The sequence below is a fragment of the Pseudomonas retamae genome, assembly GCF_043496865.1.
GTDB classification, from domain to species: domain Bacteria; phylum Pseudomonadota; class Gammaproteobacteria; order Pseudomonadales; family Pseudomonadaceae; genus Aquipseudomonas; species Aquipseudomonas retamae.
Genome location: NZ_JBIEIL010000003.1, coordinates 628,434 through 650,219, shown reverse-complemented (window position 1 = coordinate 650,219; position 21,786 = coordinate 628,434). Strand labels below are relative to the sequence as shown.

Sequence of the window (21,786 nt, the reverse complement as noted above, 5' to 3'; positions counted from 1 at the left end):
TAGCAGTCATTGGAAAAGAGGGCGCTCCATTTCAAGCCGTCATCGGCTGGAAGTCGTGGGTGCAGGATGGCCTGTTGGAGCGTCTGCGACGATAGTTACGGCTTATCACTTCGATAGCCTGCTATTTTTCCGCGATGGTCTACCCTCAGATCTGACGTCTGAAACAAGGGGGGATTTCCATGCTCGCGCAACTTCCACCGGCCTTACAGAACCTGCAGCTTCCGCTTCGCCTGCGACTCTGGGACGGCCATGAATTCAATCTGGGGCCGACGCCCAGCGTCACCATCGTGGTCAAGGACCCACAGATGGTCACCCAGTTCACCCATCCAAGCCTCGATGCGCTGGGAGCGGCATTCGTTGAAGGCAAACTTGAACTGGAGGGCTCGATCAGCGAGGTCATCCGCGTCTGCGATGAGCTGAGCAGCGCATTGCTCGACGAAGAGGAAGGCAGTCAGCCGGTGCGTGCAGTGCACGACAAGGAAACCGACGCCAAGGCCATCTCTTATCATTACGACCTTTCCAATGCCTTCTACCAGCTGTGGCTCGACAGTGACATGGTCTATTCCTGCGCCTATTTCGAGACCGGCAGCGAAACCCTCGAGCAGGCGCAGCAGGCCAAATTCCGCCATCTGTGCCGCAAGCTGCGCCTGCAGCCGGGCGAGTATCTGCTGGATGTCGGCTGCGGCTGGGGTGGCCTGGCGCGATTCGCCGCACGGGAATTCGGCGCCAAGGTTTTCGGCATCACGCTGAGCCAGGAGCAACTGAAGCTGGCGCGCGAGCGGGTCAAGGCTGAGGGACTGGAAGATCAGATCGAACTGCAACTGCTCGATTATCGTGATCTGCCTCAGGACGGGCGCTTCGACAAGGTCGTCAGTGTCGGCATGTTCGAACACGTCGGCCACGCCAATCTCGCCGAATACTGCAAAACCCTGTTTGGCGCGGTGAAGGAGGGTGGCCTGGTGATGAACCATGGCATCACCGCCAAGCACACCGATGGCCGGCCAGTAGGACGCGGCGCCGGCGATTTCATCGAGAAGTATGTTTTCCCCAATGGCGAGCTGCCGCACCTGGCAATGATCTCCGCCGAGATCAGCGAAGCCGGGCTGGAAATTGTCGATGTGGAAAGCCTGCGCCTGCATTACGCGCGTACGCTGGACCATTGGAGCGAGCGTCTGGAGGACAACCTCGAAGCCGCTGGCAAACTGGTGCCGGATCAGGCGCTGCGTATCTGGCGTCTGTATCTGGCCGGCTGCGCTTATGCGTTTGCCCGTGGCTGGATCAATCTGCACCAGATCCTTGCGGTCAAAGCGCACGCCGATGGCAGCCATGAACTGCCGTGGACTCGCGACGACATCTATAACCCGTGAAAGTCAAAGGCGTCCTCGCGCGTGGACGTCTTTACAGAATCGGTGAGATCAGCCGGGCGATCCGCATGCCGACTTGTTGCAGGCGGTGGATTTCCCGGCTCTCTTCCTTGGCGATTTCGTAAGCCTGGGCGAAGTCCGCTTCGAGCATGTGTTCCACGCTGGCAGCGAAGGCGCTGTCGACGGTCAGCAGCATGACCTCGAAATTCAACCGGAACGAGCGGTTGTCCAGATTGGCGCTGCCGATCGCGCTGATCTCGCTGTCGATCAACACGACTTTCTGATGCAGGAATCCGGGCTCATAACGGAACACCCGCACGCCTGCGCGCACCGCTTCAAACGCATACAGACTGGAAGCTGCATAGACGATGCGATGGTCTGCGCGCGACGGTAGCAGCAAGCGCACATCGACGCCGCGCAGCACCGCCAGTCGCAGTGCGGCGAATACCGCTTCATCCGGGATGAAATAAGGGCTGGTGATCCATACCCGCTCGGTGGCGGCATGGATCGCCTCGACAAAAAACAACGAGCAGGTTTCATAGGCATCGGCCGGGCCGCTGGCGAGCAACTGGCAGAGCACACCATCCTCCGGGTACGCGTCCGGCAGGATCAGCGGCGGCAGGGAGCGCGCCGCCCAGAACCAGTCTTCGGCGAAGGATTCCTGCATGCTCGCCACGACTGGGCCACGGACTTGCACATGGGTATCGCGCCACGGTGCCAGCGGTGGTTTCTCGCCCATGTACTCGTCGCCGACGTTGTGCCCGCCGACAAAACCGACGATGCCGTCGACCACGACGATCTTGCGGTGATTACGAAAGTTGACCTGGAAGCGGTTGAGCCAGCCACTGCGGGTGGCGAATGCTTTCACCGCAACGCCGCCGTCGCGCAATGCCTGCACATAACTGTGTGGCAGGGCGTGGCTGCCGATGCGGTCGTAGAGCAGATGTATCGTCACGCCTTCGGCGGCCTTTTTCAGCAGCAAATCGCGCAAGCGTTGTCCGAGCCGATCGTCGTGGATGATGAAAAACTGCACCAGCACCGCTTGTTTGGCCTGCTCGACCGCACTGAAAATTGCCTCGAACGTTGCCGCACCGTTTACCAGCAGCTGCACTTCATTGTTGGCCAGACACGGCATGCGTCCGAGTTTTGGCATGGCGCGTAAGGATGCGTACGCATTGGAGGCGCGTGCAGCGAGGGCTTCCTCGACCCATGGGCGCCAGTTCAATTCCGAGATGGCCACACGCATCTGTTCGTTGGCCTGGCGCCGCGCCTTGATGTAGCCGTCGAAGGTGCTGCGACCGAACACCAGATACGGAATAAGCGTGAGGTAAGGAATGAAGATCAGCGACAATGCCCAGGCAATCGAACCTTGCGCGGTGCGCACGGTGAGTACCGCATGTATCGCGGCGATCGATCCGAGGGTGTGAATCAGCGCGATCAGATAACCGAAAATGTGCGGTCCAAAATAATCCATGGGGCAACCTTGCTCCGGAAGATGCAATGCTTAACAGACCATGTTCTGCGGTGAATGTCGCTATTTAATTGGCCCATGAACCGAAGCAACCGGCCGGCGTCTAACGGCCACAACTGATCAGGAGTTTGTCGATGAACGTTCGTCTGCTGGGTATGGCGCTGGGCCTGGGTTTGGCATTGCCGGTGGTTGCGCAAGCGCAGATGTTGCAGCCTGGGCTGTGGGAAATGACCTCGAGCAATTTGAAAGTCGACGATCAAGCGATGGATGTGCAGTCGATTCTCGGCCAGATTCAAGGCCAGATCACGCCGCAACAGCGAGCGGCGCTGGAGAAGAACGGCATCAACATCGGCGGTAAGGGCATTCGTGCCTGCCTCACGCCGCAGCAAGTGGCGACCAACGATATCCCACTGGCCGACCCACAATCGGGCTGCAAACAGCAGATCACCGAGCGCTCCGGCAATCAGTGGAAATTCCGTTTCAGTTGCCCGAAAGCGCAGGGCACCGGGGTCGCGACCTTCCTCAGTGATCGGGAATTCACCACCGTGGCCAATGGCACGTTCAACGCGATCGGGATCAACCAGAAGGGCAGTCTGGAAACCCGCGCGGTGTGGCTGGGTCAGGATTGCGGGACGGTAAAGCCCCGCGCTTGATGCCTCGCCTCAGGGCTGGCGCAACGCCTCGTACAGCGTGTTGAGGTTGTACTCGAACAGGCCGGTGAAGGTGCTCGCCGGCCCGCTCGCGGCGAGCGCGTCCGAGTACAACGTGCCGCCAATATGCGCGCCGCTCTCTTCGGCGATCTGCTTGAGCAGGCGCACGTCCTTGATGTTTTCCATGAACACCGCTTTGACCTTGGCCTGACGGATCTGGGTAATCAGCGCGGCAACCTCAGCGGCTGACGGCTCGCGCTCGGTGGACAAACCTTGAGGCGCGATGAAGTCGATGCCGTAGGCCTGACCGAGGTAACCGAACGCATCGTGGCTGGTGACGATCTTGCGGTTGCCCGCAGGCAGCGAACCCAGTTTGCTTTTGGCTTCGGCGAGCAGGGCGTAGATCTGCTTCAGATAGGTTTGGCTGTTGCGCTCGTAGTCGACCTTGTTCGCCGGGTCAGCCGCTATCAACGCCTTGGTGATGTTGGCGATGTACAGCTCGGCGTTGGCCAGATTGTGCCAGGCATGCGGATCGGGAACGGTTTCGCCATCCTCATCCAGTGATCGCGGAATGACCCCGCGGCTGGCAGTGATCAGCGTTGCCTGGGTGGCGGTGCTGGTGACCAGGCGATCCAGCCATGGCTCGAAACCCAGTCCGTTTTTAATGATCAGTCTCGCTTTGAGCAGCGCTTTGGCATCATCCGGCGTTGGCTCGTAAGTGTGTGCGTCGGCATCTGGACCGACCATGCTGGTGATCTGCACATGGTCGCCGCCAATCTGGTGAACCATGTCGGCGAGGATGCTGAAGCTGGTAACTACGGGCATTTTTTCCGCCGCCGACAATGACATCGACAGCAACAAGCTAAACAGCACGAGTAGGGCGCGCATCGGGAAACACCTCATTGGGATGTGAGCAAAGGCGGACGGCGCAGCAGACCATGGACCGGCCCGACGATCACCGAGAACAGATAACCGGCGCCAGCGACCAATACGATCGCCGGACCGCTGGGCAGCGAGTAATAGAACGACAGTAGCAATCCCAGCCACACCGACAGGCAGCCGATCACGGCCGCAACGGTAATCAGGATCGGCAGGCGGCGGCTCCAGAATCGCGAAGCCGCAGCGGGCAGCATCATCAGGCCGACCACCATCAAGGCGCCGATGGCCTGGAAGCCGATGACCAGGTTGAGCACCACCAAGGTCAGGAATACTCCGTGCGCCAGCGGGCCGAGACGGCTGACGGTTCGCAGGAACAGTGGATCAAGGGTGTCGAGTACCAGCGGTTTATAGATCAGCACCATGGCGATCAGGCTGCACACCGAGACCCACAGCATGCCTTGCAAGGTGGATCCGTCGACGGCCAAGGCTGAACCGAACAGCAGATGCAGAAGGTCGAGGCGCTTTCCGGCGATACCCAGAATCAGCACGCCGCTGGCCAGTGAGATCGGGTAGATCGCGGCGAGGCTGGCGTCCTCGCGCAAGCCTGTGCGCCGAGTAATCCAGGCCGCCAGTCCGGCCATGCCCAAACCTGCGCCGAGGCCGCCGAAGGTCAGCGCCGGTAAACTGAGCCCGGCGAACCAGAAGCCCAGCGCAGCGCCGGGCAAAATTCCATGGGCGACCGCATCGCCGATCAGGCTCATGCGCCGCAGAATCAGGAACACCCCTAGCGGCGCCGTGCTGCAGGCCAGCACCAAGCCGCCGAGCAGCGCTCGACGCATGAACACGAATTCGTGGAACGGTTGCCAGAGTTGGCTGACGGCGAGCATCAGGCCACCTGCGTGTGTGGCGTTTGTGCAATCAGCTCCGCGCTCGCCGCCAATCGGCACTCGCGGTGCTTGATCAGCAACGTGCTGGGAATGTGCTGGCGTACCGCCGCGAGGTCATGACACACCACCAGGAGCGTCCGGCCTTCCCCGTGCCAAGCGTGGATATGCTGCCAGAGCAGTTGCTGACCGAGCTCATCGAGTGCCGCATGGGGCTCATCGAGCAGCAACACGGGTGCGTCGGTCAGGCTCAAGCGCGCGAGTAGAGCGCGTTGCAACTCCCCGCCGGATAACGCCATCAGCGGACGCTGTTCGAGTCCGTGCAAGTGCCAGTTTTCCAGTGCGGCTTGTAGCCGTTGCGCGCGCAGTTGCGTTGATAACCGACGGCCCCAGAATCCCGCCGCCACCAGTTCTTGCAAATTGATTGGAAACTGACGATCGAGATGCTGCTGTTGCGGAAGAAAAGACACTCCGCTTTGCCGTGGAACACCGAGAGCGACCTTGCCTGCAAGTGGCTTTTGCAGGCCGGCGATGACTTTGAGCAGACTGCTTTTCCCGCAGCCATTGGCACCGATGATTGCTGTGAGTGAGCCACTGGCGAGCTGCAGGTTCAGCGGCGAAGTCAGCGGTTGGCCCGGAGCCCCCCAGCTCAATGATTGGCAACGAATCATGCCGACTCCCGCTGCCATTTGCTTTCGGCGACGGCATCGTGCGCATGCAGGCTTTCGGCATGGACAACGCGCAAATGGAACGCGCTGACCCCACGGATGCGGCGTAGCGCCAGATTCAAGCGGCGAGCGGCGTCTTCGCAAAACATCAGATTCTGACCATTGGCGAGGGCGAAGGCTTGCTCGTCGGCGCGCTTCACGGCGGTCTGCACGGCTGTGCCGAGCGCAGCTTCGGCAGCGTTGATGATCGAAATCAGAGGCAACTCGTCGATGGATTCATCGAGATGAAGATGCAGTTGTGCGGTACTGCGCTGGCTATGAGGCGTGGCGACGATGCCGCGAGTAGAACCGAGCCATGCCAGCACATCGGCGTGTTGCAACGGCTGGTTGGCAAAGTCATTGATGAATTGTTGCTGGATCAGTTGTCTGGCTAATGCTGCCGAACAGGGACAGGTCGAGGAATAGGGCAATTCAAGTTTTAGTTCCACGTGGAACACTTGCTTTTTAAGCGTGGCGGCAACGCTGATTGGATAGGCTTTCCAGCCGGCCAATGGGCTGATCAGCGCAGGGCGTTTCAACAGCAATTCAGTATGCAGCCGGAGATAAGCGCAGTTAGATAAGCCTTCATGGCTATCGAGAAATTGGCTAAGTACTCGACGCAGTAAAGAAGGCGAAAGCTCCTTCTGTTCAAGTGCATCCAGTGCCAGGTACAAGCGCGACATATGAATGCCCCGCGCTTCGCCATCATCGAGGCTTACCCCAGCGTCTGCCTTGGCGCTCAACGGCTTTCCTTGCAGGATGATCGGCAAAGCGATGCCCTGCATGCCTACCCATTCAAGCGGCAAATTTTCGCGCAGCGCCTCTGCGGCTATATCCGGCATTGTCATTGAGTTCATGTTTGTAAAACCGTCGATTTGAACGAATCGAATGTTACAGTATAACAATGCGCGCGCCATTGCTTGTTTCATGAATGAATTTTTACCGAAGCAAAAAACACGCGTGCTCAGCACCCGGTAATTCGGCTACAGGTGAATTTTGAGCTCCCTCCGCCCGAGCTCGAAAAACGATTGATCGTGGTCCAGCCCACTCGACGGGTGTAACCCACCCAAGCCTCTCCGTTCGAAGCGATCCCTGTGAAAAAGGTGAGCTGGCCGAAGCGACTGTTAGTTTGCGCCCAATAGCGATGCCCGTCTTTTTCAAAGCCGCGTAAATAGAGCGTGTTGCCCAGGGTGTTCACGCTGTAACTGTTGCCGTCCGCGTCCGCGCAAGCCAAAAGATTTGCACTGCGTGTGCAGGTAGCAGGTGACCCTGGCTGCGCAAGGATGCTTATTGCAGGCAGCAGAGCGCAGCTCAGCACAACGCCACGCAGCGCGTTTTTCATCATGGTTCGTGTCAAGCGCGAGCACCTCAGGCGAAACAAAAGCTGGTTTGTTTTATGTGTTATAACATAACATAAAACGGCACCTGCCCCGGTCCATGATTTTGGTTTTTCAGATGCTTACGTGGAGCGATGGGTGAACAGCAATGGGAATGCGCCAATTGCTCACAGAAGACAGGATTATCCAATGTCAGAAAAACTGCCCGTCACCGTTCTTTCAGGATTTCTGGGCGCCGGAAAAAGTACGCTTTTGAATTACGTACTACGTAATCGAAACGGAATGCGCGTAGCTGTCATCGTCAATGATATGAGCGAGATCAACATTGATGGCAGCGAAGTCCAGCGTGATGTCAGCCTTAACCGCGCTGAAGAAAAAATAGTCGAAATGAGCAACGGCTGTATCTGCTGTACGTTGCGCGAGGACCTGCTTGAAGAAGTCAGCAAGCTCGCCGGCGAAAACCGCTTCGATTATCTGCTCATCGAGTCCACCGGCATTTCCGAGCCGCTGCCCGTAGCGGAAACGTTCACCTTTCGCGATGAACATGGCCAAAGCCTGTGCGATATCGCCCGTCTCGACACCATGGTGACGGTGGTCGACGGCGTGAATTTCCTCGCCGATTACCAGGCGGCAGAAAGCCTGGCTTCTCGCGGTGAAATACTGGGTGAGGAGGACGAACGCTCGATCACCGACCTGCTAATCGAGCAAATCGAATTCGCCGACGTGCTGTTGATCAGCAAGATCGATCTGATCAGCCAGCCTGAACGCGAAGAATTGATTGCCATCCTCAAGCGCCTCAATGCTCAGGCCGAAATCATCCCGATGGTGATGGGCGAGGTGCCGCTGGAGAAACTGCTGAACACCGGCCGTTTCGACTTCGAAAAAGCCGCGCAAGCGCCAGGTTGGCTCAAGGAGCTACGCGGCGAACACATCCCAGAAACCGATGAGTACGGCATCGCTTCGACGGCGTACCGCGCTCGGCGGCCTTTTCACCCGCAGCGCTTCTTCGACTTCATCAACCGCCCGTGGCGAAACGGTAAATTGCTGCGCTCCAAAGGTTTTTTCTGGCTGGCAAGCAAACCTACAGACGCCGGGAGCTGGTCGCAGGCCGGTGGCTTGATGCGCCACGGTTTTGCCGGGCGCTGGTGGCGGTTCGTACCGAAAGACCAATGGCCACAGGATCAGGAAAGCAGCTCAGCCATCCTGGAAAACTGGACGCCGAGCGTAGGAGATTGCCGCCAGGAGCTGGTATTCATTGGCCAAAACATCGATTTCCCACAGCTGACTGCCGAGCTGGATGCCTGCTTGCTCAACGATGATGAAATGGCGCTTGGTAGCGAAGGCTGGCGATCGCTCGCGGACCCATTCGGTCCGTGGTACGAAGAGGCTGCCTGATGCCTGCAATCCAGAGGCTAAAAAACCGTCATCAGCACCACGGCCCGACCCCGCAAGCGCTGACACGAATTCTCGAAGATGACGTCAATCTGGCCGCCTGGCAGCGACAATTGCCGTTGCACATCAGCCAGTTTGCCGATGTCCTGCTGTCGCTTAACCAGCCTTTGGCACAGTCGCTGTGTCTGGAATTGCCCGAAGAAGACGCCGAGCCGGATCTCATCGGGCTGGCTGCGGAGTTTCGCGATGTACAAGGTTACGAAAGCTTTATCGCTGATATGCAATGGCTGGTCAGTGCCTTTGCCTGCCTGCTCGGCGCGCGGCGGATCGGCCTGCGCCTGCGGACTCTGGACAAAGCCATGTGCCCGCGCTTCCACGTTGATCACGTACCGGTGCGGCTGATTACGACCTACGCCGGCGTCGGCAGCCAATGGCTTGCGGAGGGTGCGATGGATCGCCGTCAACTCGGCCAGGCCAACGCCGAACCCCAGGCGGATATTCAGCAACTCAACAGCGGCGACGTTGCGTTATTGAAGGGCGAGAAATGGCATGGCAATGAAGGTTTCGGCTTGATCCACCGCTCGCCGCAACCGCCACCGGGCGAGCGCCGCTTGATATTGACCCTCGACTGGCTCGGCTGATAGTTCAAGGCTTGAGCCACGACCCCTGGCTCTGAGTTTCGCAATACGGCTTAAGGTACGCCGCATCAGTGGCCACACCGTAATAGTGGATGTCCTGGCGATAGGGCATATTGGCAACTTGCGCGTTGCTGCACACGCCAAACGCACCGCTCGGGCACTGATCGACATATTGCACTTGGACTTTTTGCCCGGCCAGGGTCGGCTGGCAGAAGCCGTCATTGAACAGTTTCTCGGGAATGTTGCGGTTTTGCTGACAGACTTTGACGTCAAGCCGCTCGCCCTGACTGTGCACCACACAGGCTTGGGCCCACGCTTCGCTCGACAGCAGCGCCAACAGCAACGACCATCCCATCCAACGCATCATCCAATCTCCGAAAAACTTGCCGCCATGTTGCAGAACATTCCCACCCATGTCATTGCTGGCCCTTTGGGCGCTGGCAAAACCAGTCTGATTCGTCAGCTCATGGCCCAGCGTCCAGCAGGTGAGCGTTGGGCGGTACTGATCAATGAATTCGGCCAGATCGGCCTGGATGCCGCGTTGCTGAGCCGCGACGCAGCGGGCACCGACCTGGCCGAAGTCGCCGGCGGCTGTGTGTGTTGCGTCAACGGTGCGCCATTCCAGATTGGCCTCGCTCGGTTGCTGCGCAAGGCGCAGCCGGATCGCTTGTTCATCGAACCGTCCGGGCTGGGCCATCCGCTGCAGTTGCTCAGGCAGTTGAGCGAGGCGCCGTGGCAAGGTGTATTGGCGGTGCAGCCAAGTGTGCTGGTGCTCGATGCTCGGGCACTGCATGCAGGACAAGCACTGCCAGCAGCGCAACAACAGGCGTTGAGCAGTACCGGTATGGTTTTGATGAACAAAGCCGAAGGCCTTGATGAGGACGAACGGCAGAAAATCGCCAGACAGTTGCCGCCGGTCAGGCTGATCTGGACCAGCCAGGCGCAATTGTCTTTGGGTGATCTGCCGGGCTTGTCCACGCAAGCGATGAGCGGCGCAAATAACTTGCGCATGCCTGAAGGGCCGACGCAGCTTCCGGCAGTCTGGAGCGATCCGACCGTGCCGATCTGCCTGAGTCAAGCGCAAGAGGGCGGCTGGAGCATCGGTTGGCGCTGGCATCCGCACCAGACGTTCGACAAACAGCGTGTCGCAGATTGGCTGAAGGGCCTTCACTGGAAGCGGGCGAAACTGGTGATCCACAGCGCAGATGGCTGGGTGTCGGCGAATGTGCTGGATAACGCCAGTCTCGAATGGCAAACCAGCGAATGGCGCAAAGACTCGCGAATCGAGCTGATCTTTGCTGAGCTACAAAATATCGATCAATTGCAGGCGGGATTGGCGCGGTGTCGGCTGCTGTAAGTCAGCTCACGGCTTCCACTTGGTGTGTTCCTGGCGCCACTGACTCAGCTCGATCACTTCGGCGCGCGGCTTGGTGACTTCCACCACTGGCGGGGTATCGTCAAACGGTGCGGGGTAGGGCGCCAGTTCGATCTGCGCACTGTGCGCACCAAACTGAGTGATGGTGCCGTTGTGCCGGGTTTCGCCGGTCACGGTGAACTCGAAGTTGTAGACCCGCGCCAGGCGCCGTCGACCGCTGGCATCCTTGATCAGGCCGATCTTCTTCAACGCGACGTTGCCGTCGAGCAATTCGACGCCGACGTTGGTGCAATGTTGCTTGACCCGCTCCAGCGCGCGCTCGCGCAAGCCGTGGTTATGCCACAACCAGGCGCCGGCAGCGGCGAACAGCATCAGCACGAAGATGTTTTCCAGGGTCAGCATCAACATCGAACTCCAAAAGATGGCGTCAGCTTAACTGTGTCGCCGGTCTGTCGTACAGGCTGCGTTTCGTCGCATACTGCGCGGCTTGAATTTCAATCGTTTTACGGAATGACCCGAATGAAACGTACGCCTCATCTGCTCGCCATCCAGTCCCACGTGGTGTTCGGCCACGCCGGCAACAGCGCCGCGGTTTTTCCGATGCAGCGGGTCGGCGTCAACGTCTGGCCGCTCAACACCGTGCAGTTTTCCAACCACACCCAATATGGGCAGTGGGCGGGTGAAGTGCTGGCGCCGCAGCAGATTCCCGCGCTGATCGAAGGGATTGCCGCCATTGGTGAACTGGGCAACTGCGACGCCGTGCTCTCCGGCTACCTCGGCAGCGCCGCGCAGGGACGGGCGATTCTCAGCGGCGTGGCGCGCATCAAAGCGGTCAATCCGAAGATGCTGTATTTGTGTGACCCGGTGATGGGGCATCCGGAGAAAGGCTGCAGCGTGCCGACCGAGGTCAGTGATTTCCTGCTGGATGAGGCGGCAGCGGTGGCGGACATCATGTGCCCGAACCAGTTGGAGCTGGACAGCTTTTCCGGGCGCAAGCCGCAGTCGTTGTTCGATTGCCTGGCGATGGCGCGGGCGCTGCTGGCGCGCGGGCCGAAAGCGGTGCTGGTCAAGCATCTCGACTATCCGGGCAAACCGGCCGATGGCTTCGAAATGTTACTGGTGACAGCTGAGGGCAGTTGGCACCTGCGCCGTCCACTGCTGGCGTTTCCGCGTCAGCCGGTGGGCGTGGGCGATCTGACCTCCGGGCTGTTTCTGGCGCGAGTGCTGTTGGGCGACAGTCTGCTCGCCGCGTTCGAGTTCACCGCAGCGTCGGTGCATGAGGTGCTGCTGGAGACTCAGGCGTGTGCCAGCTACGAGTTGCAACTGGTGCGGGCGCAGGACCGGATTGCGCATCCGCGGGTGAAGTTCGAAGCGACGGCGATCAGTTTCTAAGACCGCGTCGCCTTTATTCGCGAGCAGGCCCGCTCCCACAGGAAATGCATTCCAAATGTGGGAGCGAGCCTGCTCGCGAAAGCTATCTAACCAGCAATATCAAAGGATGATCAGGCGTCGCCCTTGATCTCCTGATAACGCTTTTCCAGCTCCTGACGAATCTGCCGACGTTGCTGTGCCTGCATGAAACGACGCTTGTCTTCGCTGTTCTGCGGTTGCAGTGGCGGTACGGCGGCGGGTTTGCGCTGGTCGTCCACGGCCACCATGGTGAAGAAACAGCTGTTGGTGTGACGCACCGAGCGCTCGCGGATGTTTTCGGTGACCACTTTGATACCGACTTCCATCGAGGTATTGCCGGTGTAATTGACCGACGCGAGGAAGGTCACCAGCTCGCCGACATGGATCGGCTCACGGAAAATCACCTGGTCCACCGACAGGGTCACCACGTAGCGGCCGGCATAACGGCTGGCGCAGGCGTAGGCCACTTCGTCGAGGTATTTGAGCAGCGTACCGCCGTGGACATTGCCAGAGAAGTTGGCCATATCGGGGGTCATCAGTACCGTCATCGACAGCTGGGCGTTTCCGGGTTCCATAACGTTCTCACGGGTCAAGGCGGGTGGCTGAAAGCACCTCTGCGGGTGCCTGGTCGCTTATCGAAAGCACCGTTATCGGGACGCCGGGCGCAGGCTCGTCGTCACGCCGGAATCGATCTGTTTCCTTATATTGCACCGGCTTTCAGAAAGAAGTCGCGGTGTTAACCTGCAAAAGCCCTGCCCAAGGGCAATTCCTACAGCCGAAGCGGATTTTTACCCAGCCTGCGCAGATGCTTCTGACGTCTGTCCGCGGCCTCGTCATCAAGGAGCCCCACACCATGCATGCCATCAGTTTCATTCAGGATCTGGCAGTGATCATGTTGGTCGCAGGTGTGGTGACCGTACTGTTTCACCGTTTCAAGCAGCCAGTGGTGCTCGGCTACATCGTTGCTGGCTTCATCATCGGCCCGCATACCCCACCGTTCGGCCTGATCCACGACGAAGACACCATCAAGACCCTCGCCGAGCTGGGGGTGATCTTCCTGATGTTCTGCCTCGGGCTGGAGTTCAGCCTGCGCAAGCTGTTCAAGGTTGGCGCCACAGCGTTCATCGCGGCGTTTCTCGAAATCATCCTGATGATCTGGATTGGCTATGAAATCGGTCGCTGGTTCGACTGGAACACCATGGACTCGCTGTTCCTCGGCGCGATCCTGGCGATTTCCTCGACCACCATCATCGTCAAAGCCCTCAACGATCTGAAGATGAAGAACGAGCGCTTCGCGCAGTTGATCTTCGGCGTACTGATCGTAGAAGACATCCTCGGCATCGGCATCATCGCGTTGCTGTCGAGCATTGCGGTCAGCGGTACGGTGAGTTCGGGCGAGGTGTTTTCCACTGTCGGCAAGCTGTCGCTGTTCATGATCGTTGCGCTGGTCATCGGCATCCTGCTGGTGCCGCGCCTGCTGGCCTATGTGGCGAAATTTGACAGCAACGAGATGTTGCTGATCACCGTGCTGGGCCTGTGTTTCGGCTTCTGCCTGCTGGTGGTGAAACTTGAATACAGCATGGTCCTCGGCGCCTTCCTCATTGGCGCGATCATGGCCGAGTCGCGGCAATTGCTGAAGATCGAACGGCTGGTCGAGCCGGTGCGTGATCTGTTCAGCGCAATCTTCTTTGTCGCCATCGGCCTGATGCTCGACCCGATGATTCTGCTCGAATACGCCTGGCCGATTGCGGTGATCACCGTGGCCGTAGTGCTGGGCAAAATGCTGTCCTGCGGCCTCGGTGCTTTTATCGCTGGCAATGACGGACGTACCTCACTACGAGTGGGCATGGGTCTGTCACAGATCGGCGAATTTTCCTTCATCATCGCCGCACTGGGCATGACGTTGCAGGTCACCAGCCATTTCCTCTATCCGGTGGCCGTGGCGGTGTCGGTGATTACCACGTTGCTGACGCCGTATCTGATTCGCGCGGCCGATCCGCTGTCGATCAAGTTGTCCGCCGCCATGCCCAAGCGTCTCGGTCGGGTGCTGGGCATGTACGGTGAATGGCTGCGCAGCATTCAGCCGCAAGGCGAGGGCGCGATGCTGGCGTCGATGATCCGGCGGATTCTGTTGCAGGTGGGAGTCAATCTGGCGCTGGTGATCGCGATTTTCATCGCCGGGGCTTACTTCGCCGAGCGTCTGTCCGTATGGCTGCAGGATTGGATCGGTGATCCGAGCTGGCAGAAGGCGTTGATCTGGGGCGGCGCGTTGCTGGTGTCGCTGCCGTTCCTGATCGCTGCTTATCGCAAGCTCAAGGCGCTATCGATGCTGTTGGCGGAGATGGGGGTCAAGCCGGAGATGGCCGGGCGGCACACGCAGCGAGTGCGCCGGGTGATCGCCGAAGTGATCCCGATTCTCTCGCTGCTGGTGATTTTCCTTCTGCTGGCAGCCTTGTCGGCCAGTATCCTGCCGACCAACAAGTTGCTGGTGCTGATTGCCGTGGTCGCGGCTGCCGTGGCGGCGCTGCTCTGGCGCTGGTTCATCCGCGTACACACGCGGATGCAGGTGGCGCTGCTGGAAACCCTCGACAATCACAAAGAGTCGTCAGGGCATTAAGCCGCCGGGGCGGCTGGCCGATCAGCTTTCCAGCCAGACGTCCCGCGCCCAGTGCCACACCGATTCCCAGGTTTCTTCGGCAATCAGTTCTTCTTCGGCCTGCCAAAGCACCACGGTGCCGTCTTCTTCGACGCAGTAATAGTCATCGCCGTCCTGACAGATCGGGATCAGGCTGCGATCAACCCCTGCATCCCATGCGTTGGCTGCGACATCCGGCAGATAGGTGTGGGATTGCGGGTCGGTGACGGTGACCGGTTCGAGACTGCCATAGACCACATCGCTGACGGTCAGCAAAAATTCCCTGAAGACAAAGGGAATGTCGATGAACAGTTGTTCTTCGATTTCGACCAGCAGGTCTTCGTCAGGCAATTCCAGGGGAACCGGTACGGGTTCGTTGGCTTCGCGTAGTTGTTCGATGATTTCTTCCACGTCCGGGGATCCTCTTGCTTGAATGGCGCGGTTTATAGGGGCCGGTTTATACAGTAGCTCGCTATAGATGCAACTGCGAAATAGAAAACCCCAGCCGAGGCTGGGGTTTTTTATTACCGCAAGTGGAGCACAGCAGGCAATCAGCCGTTCTGGCGGATACCGGCGACCAGCCAAGGCTGGTTGTCGCCCTGCGGACGTTCCATGTTCCAGCTTTCGCTGAACACTTCGCCTTGGTCGAAGCGCGAGGTCTTCGATACGCCGGTGAAGGTCAGAGTGGCAATGGTCTTGTCGGCGCGATCATCGACGCCGTCCAACTGAACTTGCAGATTGTCGATGTAGGTCGACTGGAAGCCATCACCCAGGTCGGCGCGCTCACGCTTGAGGAACTCAAGCATTTGCGGGGTCACGAACTCGGCGATCTTGTCCATTTCGTTTGCGTCCCAGTGCTGCTGCAGCGACTGGAAGTGGCTGCGCGCAGCTTCAAGGAAGCGCTGTTCGTTGAACCAGGCCGGTGCGTTGATCACCGGGCGGGCAGCGGCCGGAGCGGCCGAACCACCGAAGATCGAACCCATGGCAGCAGGCTTCTGTTCGAACACTTCGCGCTGCATTGGCGCGCCAGCCGGAGCGAACTGCTCCTGCTGCTTGCGACGACGGGCGGCAATGAAGCGGAAAATCACGAACGCGATCAGCGCCATGATCAGGATGTCGAAGATCTGCATGCCCTGGAACCCGCCGCCCATGAACATGGAAGCGAGCAGGCCACCGGCGGCGATACCGGCCAGAGGGCCGAGCCACTTGGAAGCACCGCCGGCCTTGGCCGCAGCGCCCGCAGCACCGGCAGCGCCAGCGGTCGCAGCCGCGCCGCCCACGCCTGGAGAAGAAGGAGCCATCTGGCTGGTCTGGTGCGTCGGCGCAGCGCCGGCGCTTTTGCCACCACCAAAGCGCTTGGCGTTGGCGTCGAGGCTCATCGTCAGGCCGATGCACAACGCCATGGCGATGCTAAGAAAACGTTTCATAAAGGGTATTCCCGTTTTGTGGAGACACGCGCGCCATGTTGCACAGCTGAAGTGTTACTGGCTAGCGAGAGAGTGTTTCCGGCTTTTGCCTGACAGGTTGCGTTCAGCTTGGCGAGGCAATCAGCCGATGTACTTTTGTGTGTAGGAAAAGGCGATAGGTTCAGAGGGATTGATGTGCCGGCGCCGCATACCCTGTGGGAGCGAGCCTGCTCGCGAAAGCTGCACCGCGGTCTATCAGATCAACCGCGGTGATTTCATTCGCGAGCAGGCTCGCTCCCACAGAAAAGCGAATCGGCGTCAGATCGCTTCAAGCTTGGCGTAGCCGAGCATCAGCCACTTGCTGCCTTCGCCGAAGTTCACCTGCACCCGGGCCTGCGCGCCGGAGCCTTCGAAGTTGAGGATCACGCCTTCACCGAAGATCGAATGGCGCACGGCCTGTCCAAGGACAAAACCGGTCTCCGGTATCTCGCTGCCGCTGAACAGGTTGCTGCCGCTCATTGACTGGTTGCCGCCGAAGGGGCGGCTGACGCTGTTCGACAAACGCACTTCCTGAATCAGACCTTTCGGCACTTCACGGACGAAACGCGACACCTTGTTGTAGGTCTCGCTGCCGTACAGGCGGCGGGTTTCCGCGTAAGTCATCACCAGATTCTGCATCGCCCGGGTGATACCCACATAGGCCAGACGCCGTTCTTCTTCAAGACGCCCCGGTTCTTCGAGGCTCATCTTGTGCGGGAACAGGCCTTCTTCCATGCCCACGAGAAACACGTAAGGGAATTCCAGGCCTTTGGCGCTGTGCAGGGTCATCAACTGAATGCTGTCTTCGTGTTCGTCGGCCTGGGTGTCGCCGGCTTCCAGCGATGCATGGCCGAGGAATGCCGCCAACGGCGTCAGCTCTTCGTCTTCTTCGGTGTTTTCGAAGTTGCGCGCGGCGCTGACCAATTCTTCAAGGTTTTCTACCCGAGCCTGACCTTTTTCGCCTTTTTCCGCTTCGTGGTAGGCGATCAGGCCGGACTGCTCGATGACGGTCTGGGTCATCAAGTGCAACGGCATCTCGGCGCACTTGGCGGCGAGGTTTTCGATCAGTTCGATAAATGCACCGAGCGCACTGGCGGCGCGACCGGTCAGGCCTTTGTTGGCGACCAGCTGGCGCATCGCTTCCCACATCGACACATCGCTGTGCCGGGCGTGCTCGCGAATGGCTTCGACGGTTTTCTCACCGATGCCGCGGGCTGGCACGTTGATCACTCGCTCCAGTGCCGCATCGTTGCCGCGACCTTCGAGCAAGCGCAGGTAGGCCATGGCGTTCTTGATTTCGGCGCGTTCGAAAAAGCGCTGGCCGCCGTAGATACGGTACGGAATGCGCTCGCGCAGCAAGGCTTCTTCGAGCACCCGCGACTGGGCGTTGGAGCGGTACAGGATCGCGATTTCGCTGCGTGCCAGGCCGGTCTTTAGCGCGCTTTCGATGGTTTCGACAACGTAGCGTGCTTCGTCGTGTTCGTTGAATGCGGCGTACAGGTTGATCGCTTCACCATCGCCGCCGTCGGTCCACAGTTCTTTGCCCAGGCGCCCGGTGTTGTTGGCAATCAGCGCGTTGGCCGCCTTGAGAATGCCGGCGGTGGAGCGGTAGTTCTGCTCCAGACGAATGGTCTCGGAATCCGGGAAGTCGGACGAGTACTGGTGGATGTTCTCGATCTTTGCGCCACGCCAGCCGTAAATCGACTGGTCGTCGTCGCCGACCACCATCAGGCTGTCGCCGCCCTTGCCGAGCAGGCGCAACCAGGCGTACTGCACTGCGTTGGTGTCCTGAAACTCGTCGACCAGAATGTGCCGGAAGCGCTTCTGATAGTGCGCCAGCAGGCCCGGATGATCGCGCCACAGGTCGAGGGCGCGCAGCAGCAATTCGGAGAAATCGATGACCCCGGCGCGCTGGCACGCCGCCTCGTAGGCTTCGTAAATGCCACGCATGGTCGCCAGGTACAGATCGCCGCTGGCCTGAATGTGTTGCGGCCGCAGACCTTCGTCTTTCTGCCCATTGATGAACCACTGTGCCTGACGCGCTGGCCAGCGTTGCTCATCCAGCCCCAGCTCGCGGATCACTCGCTTGACCAAGCGTTGCTGGTCGTCGCTGTCGAGAATCTGGAAGGTCTGGCTCAGGCCGGCTTCCTGCCAGTGCGCCCGCAGCAAGCGGTGCGCCAGGCCGTGGAAGGTGCCGACCCACATGCCCGCCGGGTTGATGCCCAGCAACTGCTCGATGCGGTGACGCATCTCGGCAGCAGCCTTGTTGGTGAAGGTCACCGACAGGATGGAGTGGGGCGAGGCGTTTTCGACCTGGATCAACCAGGCGATACGGTGCACCAGCACTCGGGTTTTACCGGAGCCAGCACCGGCCAGGACCAACTGACGGCCAACAGGGGCCGCTACGGCCTGGCGTTGGGCATCGTTGAGGGAGTTCAGCAGAAGGGAGAGATCATCGCGCATCGGGGCATTCTAGGGTGCGCCGCAGGCCCGGGCAAACCGCGTGTTGCATTAGCCGATGAAAGTGCTGCCGATGACGACCGGTCGGTCACCGCTGCAGGCTTCGGCCCGCCTCGCTTGAGCGATTGCAACGGTGCCGGGACAAGGGCAAGTTTCGGCGCAATTGTGACCTGCAGCAGTTTGGCAACCGGAGCGGCTTGTGTATGCTCCGTCGACGTTTCGGGCGCAGGCCCTCCTTATAAGAACAAGAACGTTGCCCATGATCCTCAGCGCCGAACTGTCGGGACCCTCTGTGGAACCCCGGGTCATCCGCAAGCATTATGCCGTCGAAATGGCGGTCGAGCGCACGCGTCTGCTGTATCAGGGCTCGTTGTTGCCGACGCTGTTCATGTTGATCAATGGCCTGGTCTGTGCGGCGTTGCTCTGGAGCCCGCAGCGTTACTTTGTGGTCAGCATCTGGCTGGTGTGGCTGTTGTCGCTGGTCGCGCTGCGCGTCATCCAGGTCGCGGCGTTCGATTCGGCGATACCGGATCGCCAGGCCCAGCCGATCTGGCGGCGCATGTTTCTGCTCGGTTCGACCATGACCGGCCTGACGCTCGCCGGTGCTGGTATCGCGCTGGTGCCCGCCGACAACTTCATGCAACAAGCCTGGGTGTTCGGCCTGATCGGCGCGGCGACCCTGTCGGCCAGTGTCGCTTACGCCGTAAGTCTGCCGGCATTCCTGTCTTTCACCTTGCCCTGCCTGCTGCCAGCGATCGGCTACCTGTTCTGGGGTGGCGATGAGCAGGCGCGGGGTTGGGGCTGGCTCGGCTTGATCCTGCTCGGCTCGCTGAGCGTGGTCGCCTGGCAGGTCAATCGGCTGATCGATCGCGGTTTGCTGCGACGCTTCCAGAATCAGCACCTGATCGAGCACTTGCAGCAGACCCAGGTACGCGGCGAGCAGCTCAATCAGGAGTTGGCCAGGGAAATCGAGCAGCGCCGCTGTGCCGAGGGCAAGCTGCGCGAGGCTCAGGTCGAACTCGAAGATCGCGTCGCCCAGCGCAGCCGCGAACTGGACGCGGCCAATCAGGCCCTGAGCAAAAGCGAGGCGCGTCTGGCGCTGGCGTTGAAGGCCAGCGAGCTGGGGCTGTGGGACTGGAACCTGCAGACCGACGAAGTCCATCACACGCAACTTCAGGAGCTGTTCGGCCTCGCCCCGGAATACGTCACCGCGCTGCTGCGCGATCTCAAGCCACGCTTGCATCCCGAAGATCTGCCGACGCTCAAGTACGCGTTGATCGAGCATCTGAAGGGGCGCAGCGAGGACTACCAGATTGAATATCGCGTGCGTCACGGCGACGGCCATTGGGTCTGGATCGAAGACCGTGGCCGTGCGGTAGAGCGCAGCGCCAATGGGCGAGTGATCCGCATGGTCGGTACCCGCCGCGACATCAGCGCCAGCAAGCGTCTGGAAGAGCAGCAACGGCTCGCGGCGACGGTGTTCGAAGCGGCCAGCGAAGGTATTGTGATTCTCGACCCGAACTATGCGCTGATTGCGATCAACCAGGCCTTTAGCCGGGTCACCGGCTATGACATCGACGACATGCTCGGGCGCAACGTCGTCGAGCTGCCGTGCAGTCGTGATGCCCGCCGACATTACGGGGTGATTCGACACGCGCTGGAACAGCACGGCAGCTGGCAGGGCGAACTGGTGGAAACGCGCAAGAACGGCGAGCTGTATCCGCAGTGGCTGCAATTGAATGCCGTGCGTGACAATCGGGGCAATGTCAGCCATATCGTCGGCTTCTTCGCCGATCTGTCGGCGCGGCGCGAATCCGAAGAGCGCATGCGTTATCTGACCCACTATGACGAGCTCACCGGTCTGGCCAACCGCTCGCTGTTTCGCGAACGCCTGCACGAAGCGCATCAGCGCTCGCGGCAGAGCCGGCGCAGCCTGGCCCTGCTGCACATCAACCTGGACCGCTTCAAGCTGCTTAACGATAGCCTCGGGCATGAGGTCGCGGACCAGTTGCTGCAGAAAATGGCACGGCGGCTGGTCAACGCCTTGCCGGAAGCCGACACGATTGCGCGCTTGTCCGGTGATGAATTTGCGGTGCTGTTCGATGCCTACGGCAGCCTGTCGAGCCTGGCCCGCGTCGCTACGCGCTTGTCATCGAAGCTGCGTTTGCCGCTGACGGTGGAAGGGCACGAACTGGTGGTCAGCGCTTCGATGGGCATCAGTCTGCTGCCGGACAATGCCCGCGAGATTTCCACGCTGGTCAGCCAATCGAACATGGCCATGCAGCACGCCAAGCATCTGGGCGGCGACAACTTCCAGTTCTACACCGACAGTTTGCAGGCCAGCACCCTCGAGCGCCTGCAGTTGGAAAACCATCTGCGCCGGGCCATCGAAGAGCAGCAGCTGAGTGTTTTCTATCAACCCAAACTGTGCCTGCAAACCGGCCGCCTGAACGCGGCGGAAGCGCTGGTGCGCTGGGAGCATCCGAGCATGGGTCAGGTGCCGCCGGCCGACTTCATCGGACTGGCCGAGGAAACCGGGCTGATCGGGCCGATTGGCGAGTTCGTCCTGCGCCAGGCGTGCTGGCAGGCCTGCGAATGGCAGCGGCAGGGGCTGGCACCGATCCGCGTGTCGGTGAACCTGTCGGTGCACCAATTGCGCCAGGGCAAACTGGTCAGCCTGGTGCGGCAGGTACTCGAGGAAACGGGGCTGGCGCCGCATTGCCTGGAGCTGGAACTCACCGAAAGTCAGTTGCTCGACAGCGTCGAGCACATCATCGCGACGTTCCAGCAACTGCGCGATCTGGGCGTGAAACTGGCGATTGACGATTTCGGTACCGGCTATTCGTCGCTGAGTTATCTCAAGCGCATTCCGGTGGATTACGTGAAGATCGATCAAGCGTTCATCCGGGGGTTGGGCGAGGGCAGCGAGGACGCGGCGATTACTCGCGCGATCATTGCCATGGCCCATGGCTTGTCACTGAAAGTCGTCGCCGAGGGCGTCGAGTGCCCGGAACAACTGGAGTTCCTGCGCAGCGAAGGTTGTGACGAAGTGCAGGGTTATCTGGTCAGTCGTCCGGTAAATGCCGGCGCGCTGGCCGCTCTTTTGCGCGAACAGGAAAAACCGCTTTAAGGGCTACAT

20 protein-coding genes are annotated in these 21,786 nt (G+C 60.0%); 8 read left to right on the top strand and 12 right to left on the bottom strand.

Annotation, left to right across the window (positions count from 1 at the left end; translation table 11 throughout):
• The first annotated feature begins 179 nt into the window (after positions 1-179).
• Positions 180-1,367 (top strand): C17 cyclopropane fatty acid synthase CfaB, encoded by a 1,188-nt coding sequence (gene cfaB, locus ACGSLL_RS08090; RefSeq protein WP_394504705.1) that lies wholly within the window; start codon positions 180-182, stop codon positions 1,365-1,367.
• 31 nt (positions 1,368-1,398) lie between these two features.
• On the opposite strand, the gene cls is transcribed toward cfaB, so the two are convergent.
• Positions 1,399-2,838, bottom strand: a complete 1,440-nt coding sequence (gene cls / locus ACGSLL_RS08085) for a cardiolipin synthase (RefSeq protein ID WP_394504703.1) — start codon at positions 2,836-2,838, stop codon at positions 1,399-1,401.
• A 131-nt stretch (positions 2,839-2,969) separates the two neighbouring features.
• Between cls and ACGSLL_RS08080 the strand changes: the two genes are divergently transcribed.
• Complete coding sequence (locus ACGSLL_RS08080) at positions 2,970-3,488, top strand: DUF3617 domain-containing protein (RefSeq protein ID WP_394504701.1); 519 nt, start codon at positions 2,970-2,972, stop codon at positions 3,486-3,488.
• Positions 3,489-3,497: 9 nt separating this feature from the next.
• On the opposite strand, the gene ACGSLL_RS08075 is transcribed toward ACGSLL_RS08080, so the two are convergent.
• The 5 genes from ACGSLL_RS08075 to ACGSLL_RS08055 form a co-directional block, all read right to left on the bottom strand.
• Positions 3,498-4,373, bottom strand: coding sequence for a metal ABC transporter substrate-binding protein (locus ACGSLL_RS08075; RefSeq protein ID WP_394504699.1), 876 nt, complete (start codon positions 4,371-4,373; stop codon positions 3,498-3,500).
• Between the two features lie 11 nt (positions 4,374-4,384).
• Positions 4,385-5,251 carry a metal ABC transporter permease gene (locus tag ACGSLL_RS08070; protein WP_394504697.1) on the bottom strand — a complete coding sequence of 289 codons (867 nt, stop codon included), beginning with the start codon at positions 5,249-5,251 and terminating at the stop codon, positions 4,385-4,387.
• A complete protein-coding gene (locus tag ACGSLL_RS08065; protein ID WP_394504695.1) occupies positions 5,251-5,919 on the bottom strand; it encodes a metal ABC transporter ATP-binding protein in 669 nt (222 codons plus the stop codon). The genes ACGSLL_RS08070 and ACGSLL_RS08065 overlap by 1 nt, the downstream gene beginning before the upstream one ends.
• Complete coding sequence (gene folE2, locus ACGSLL_RS08060) at positions 5,916-6,812, bottom strand: GTP cyclohydrolase FolE2 (protein ID WP_394505018.1); 897 nt, start codon at positions 6,810-6,812, stop codon at positions 5,916-5,918. Before folE2 ends, ACGSLL_RS08065 begins: the two co-directional genes overlap by 4 nt.
• 107 nt (positions 6,813-6,919) lie before the next feature.
• Positions 6,920-7,297 (bottom strand): glutamine synthetase, encoded by a 378-nt coding sequence (locus ACGSLL_RS08055; RefSeq protein ID WP_394504693.1) that lies wholly within the window; start codon positions 7,295-7,297, stop codon positions 6,920-6,922.
• Between the two features lie 184 nt (positions 7,298-7,481).
• On the opposite strand from ACGSLL_RS08055, the gene zigA reads away from it, so the two are divergent.
• Both zigA and ACGSLL_RS08045 read left to right on the top strand, forming a co-directional pair.
• Complete coding sequence (zigA, locus tag ACGSLL_RS08050) at positions 7,482-8,687, top strand: zinc metallochaperone GTPase ZigA (protein ID WP_394504691.1); 1,206 nt, start codon at positions 7,482-7,484, stop codon at positions 8,685-8,687.
• Entirely contained in the window at positions 8,687-9,325 is a 639-nt protein-coding gene (locus tag ACGSLL_RS08045) for a DUF1826 domain-containing protein (protein WP_394504689.1), read from the top strand. Before zigA ends, ACGSLL_RS08045 begins: the two co-directional genes overlap by 1 nt.
• A gap of 4 nt (positions 9,326-9,329) precedes the next feature.
• On the opposite strand, the gene ACGSLL_RS08040 is transcribed toward ACGSLL_RS08045, so the two are convergent.
• Positions 9,330-9,686, bottom strand: a complete 357-nt coding sequence (locus tag ACGSLL_RS08040) for an NADH:ubiquinone oxidoreductase (RefSeq protein ID WP_394505016.1) — start codon at positions 9,684-9,686, stop codon at positions 9,330-9,332.
• A 27-nt stretch (positions 9,687-9,713) separates the two neighbouring features.
• Here ACGSLL_RS08040 and ACGSLL_RS08035 point away from each other — a divergent pair, with 27 nt between their 5' ends.
• Positions 9,714-10,679 carry a CobW family GTP-binding protein gene (locus tag ACGSLL_RS08035; RefSeq protein WP_394504687.1) on the top strand — a complete coding sequence of 322 codons (966 nt, stop codon included), beginning with the start codon at positions 9,714-9,716 and terminating at the stop codon, positions 10,677-10,679.
• Positions 10,680-10,685: 6 nt separating this feature from the next.
• Here the strand turns inward: ACGSLL_RS08035 and ACGSLL_RS08030 are convergent, their stop codons facing one another.
• Positions 10,686-11,099: a DUF3301 domain-containing protein gene (locus ACGSLL_RS08030; RefSeq protein ID WP_394505014.1), complete on the bottom strand. Its 414-nt coding sequence runs from the start codon at positions 11,097-11,099 to the stop codon at positions 10,686-10,688.
• 117 nt (positions 11,100-11,216) lie between these two features.
• On the opposite strand from ACGSLL_RS08030, the gene pdxY reads away from it, so the two are divergent.
• Positions 11,217-12,089 (top strand): pyridoxal kinase PdxY, encoded by an 873-nt coding sequence (gene pdxY, locus ACGSLL_RS08025; protein ID WP_394504685.1) that lies wholly within the window; start codon positions 11,217-11,219, stop codon positions 12,087-12,089.
• 110 nt (positions 12,090-12,199) lie between these two features.
• Here the strand turns inward: pdxY and ACGSLL_RS08020 are convergent, their stop codons facing one another.
• Positions 12,200-12,682: an acyl-CoA thioesterase gene (locus ACGSLL_RS08020; protein ID WP_016772447.1), complete on the bottom strand. Its 483-nt coding sequence runs from the start codon at positions 12,680-12,682 to the stop codon at positions 12,200-12,202.
• A 278-nt stretch (positions 12,683-12,960) separates the two neighbouring features.
• On the opposite strand from ACGSLL_RS08020, the gene ACGSLL_RS08015 reads away from it, so the two are divergent.
• On the top strand, positions 12,961-14,724 hold the full coding sequence (locus ACGSLL_RS08015; protein ID WP_090287714.1) for a cation:proton antiporter: 1,764 nt from the start codon (positions 12,961-12,963) through the stop codon (positions 14,722-14,724).
• A 21-nt stretch (positions 14,725-14,745) separates the two neighbouring features.
• Here the strand turns inward: ACGSLL_RS08015 and ACGSLL_RS08010 are convergent, their stop codons facing one another.
• The 3 genes from ACGSLL_RS08010 to uvrD form a co-directional block, all read right to left on the bottom strand.
• The gene (locus tag ACGSLL_RS08010; protein WP_003187120.1) at positions 14,746-15,153 is read right to left on the bottom strand and encodes an SMI1/KNR4 family protein; all 408 of its coding nucleotides are present in this window, start codon (positions 15,151-15,153) and stop codon (positions 14,746-14,748) included.
• A gap of 140 nt (positions 15,154-15,293) precedes the next feature.
• A complete protein-coding gene (locus ACGSLL_RS08005; protein WP_203420076.1) occupies positions 15,294-16,169 on the bottom strand; it encodes a Tim44 domain-containing protein in 876 nt (291 codons plus the stop codon).
• A gap of 297 nt (positions 16,170-16,466) precedes the next feature.
• Positions 16,467-18,650: a DNA helicase II gene (uvrD, locus tag ACGSLL_RS08000; RefSeq protein WP_394504681.1), complete on the bottom strand. Its 2,184-nt coding sequence runs from the start codon at positions 18,648-18,650 to the stop codon at positions 16,467-16,469.
• A gap of 256 nt (positions 18,651-18,906) precedes the next feature.
• Between uvrD and ACGSLL_RS07995 the strand changes: the two genes are divergently transcribed.
• The gene (locus ACGSLL_RS07995) at positions 18,907-21,777 is read left to right on the top strand and encodes an EAL domain-containing protein (RefSeq protein WP_394504679.1); all 2,871 of its coding nucleotides are present in this window, start codon (positions 18,907-18,909) and stop codon (positions 21,775-21,777) included.
• Positions 21,778-21,786 lie beyond the last annotated feature (9 nt).

Coding starts and splice junctions, on each gene's coding strand:
- cfaB (WP_394504705.1), top strand. CDS start 180: ATGCTCGCGCAACTTCCACCGGCCTTACAGAACCTGCAGCTTCCGCTT.
- cls (WP_394504703.1), bottom strand. CDS start 2,838: ATGGATTATTTTGGACCGCACATTTTCGGTTATCTGATCGCGCTGATT.
- ACGSLL_RS08080 (WP_394504701.1), top strand. CDS start 2,970: ATGAACGTTCGTCTGCTGGGTATGGCGCTGGGCCTGGGTTTGGCATTG.
- ACGSLL_RS08075 (WP_394504699.1), bottom strand. CDS start 4,373: ATGCGCGCCCTACTCGTGCTGTTTAGCTTGTTGCTGTCGATGTCATTG.
- ACGSLL_RS08070 (WP_394504697.1), bottom strand. CDS start 5,251: ATGCTCGCCGTCAGCCAACTCTGGCAACCGTTCCACGAATTCGTGTTC.
- ACGSLL_RS08065 (WP_394504695.1), bottom strand. CDS start 5,919: ATGATTCGTTGCCAATCATTGAGCTGGGGGGCTCCGGGCCAACCGCTG.
- folE2 (WP_394505018.1), bottom strand. CDS start 6,812: ATGAACTCAATGACAATGCCGGATATAGCCGCAGAGGCGCTGCGCGAA.
- ACGSLL_RS08055 (WP_394504693.1), bottom strand. CDS start 7,297: ATGAAAAACGCGCTGCGTGGCGTTGTGCTGAGCTGCGCTCTGCTGCCT.
- zigA (WP_394504691.1), top strand. CDS start 7,482: ATGTCAGAAAAACTGCCCGTCACCGTTCTTTCAGGATTTCTGGGCGCC.
- ACGSLL_RS08045 (WP_394504689.1), top strand. CDS start 8,687: ATGCCTGCAATCCAGAGGCTAAAAAACCGTCATCAGCACCACGGCCCG.
- ACGSLL_RS08040 (WP_394505016.1), bottom strand. CDS start 9,686: ATGCGTTGGATGGGATGGTCGTTGCTGTTGGCGCTGCTGTCGAGCGAA.
- ACGSLL_RS08035 (WP_394504687.1), top strand. CDS start 9,714: ATGTTGCAGAACATTCCCACCCATGTCATTGCTGGCCCTTTGGGCGCT.
- ACGSLL_RS08030 (WP_394505014.1), bottom strand. CDS start 11,099: ATGCTGACCCTGGAAAACATCTTCGTGCTGATGCTGTTCGCCGCTGCC.
- pdxY (WP_394504685.1), top strand. CDS start 11,217: ATGAAACGTACGCCTCATCTGCTCGCCATCCAGTCCCACGTGGTGTTC.
- ACGSLL_RS08020 (WP_016772447.1), bottom strand. CDS start 12,682: ATGGAACCCGGAAACGCCCAGCTGTCGATGACGGTACTGATGACCCCC.
- ACGSLL_RS08015 (WP_090287714.1), top strand. CDS start 12,961: ATGCATGCCATCAGTTTCATTCAGGATCTGGCAGTGATCATGTTGGTC.
- ACGSLL_RS08005 (WP_203420076.1), bottom strand. CDS start 16,169: ATGAAACGTTTTCTTAGCATCGCCATGGCGTTGTGCATCGGCCTGACG.
- uvrD (WP_394504681.1), bottom strand. CDS start 18,650: ATGCGCGATGATCTCTCCCTTCTGCTGAACTCCCTCAACGATGCCCAA.
- ACGSLL_RS07995 (WP_394504679.1), top strand. CDS start 18,907: ATGATCCTCAGCGCCGAACTGTCGGGACCCTCTGTGGAACCCCGGGTC.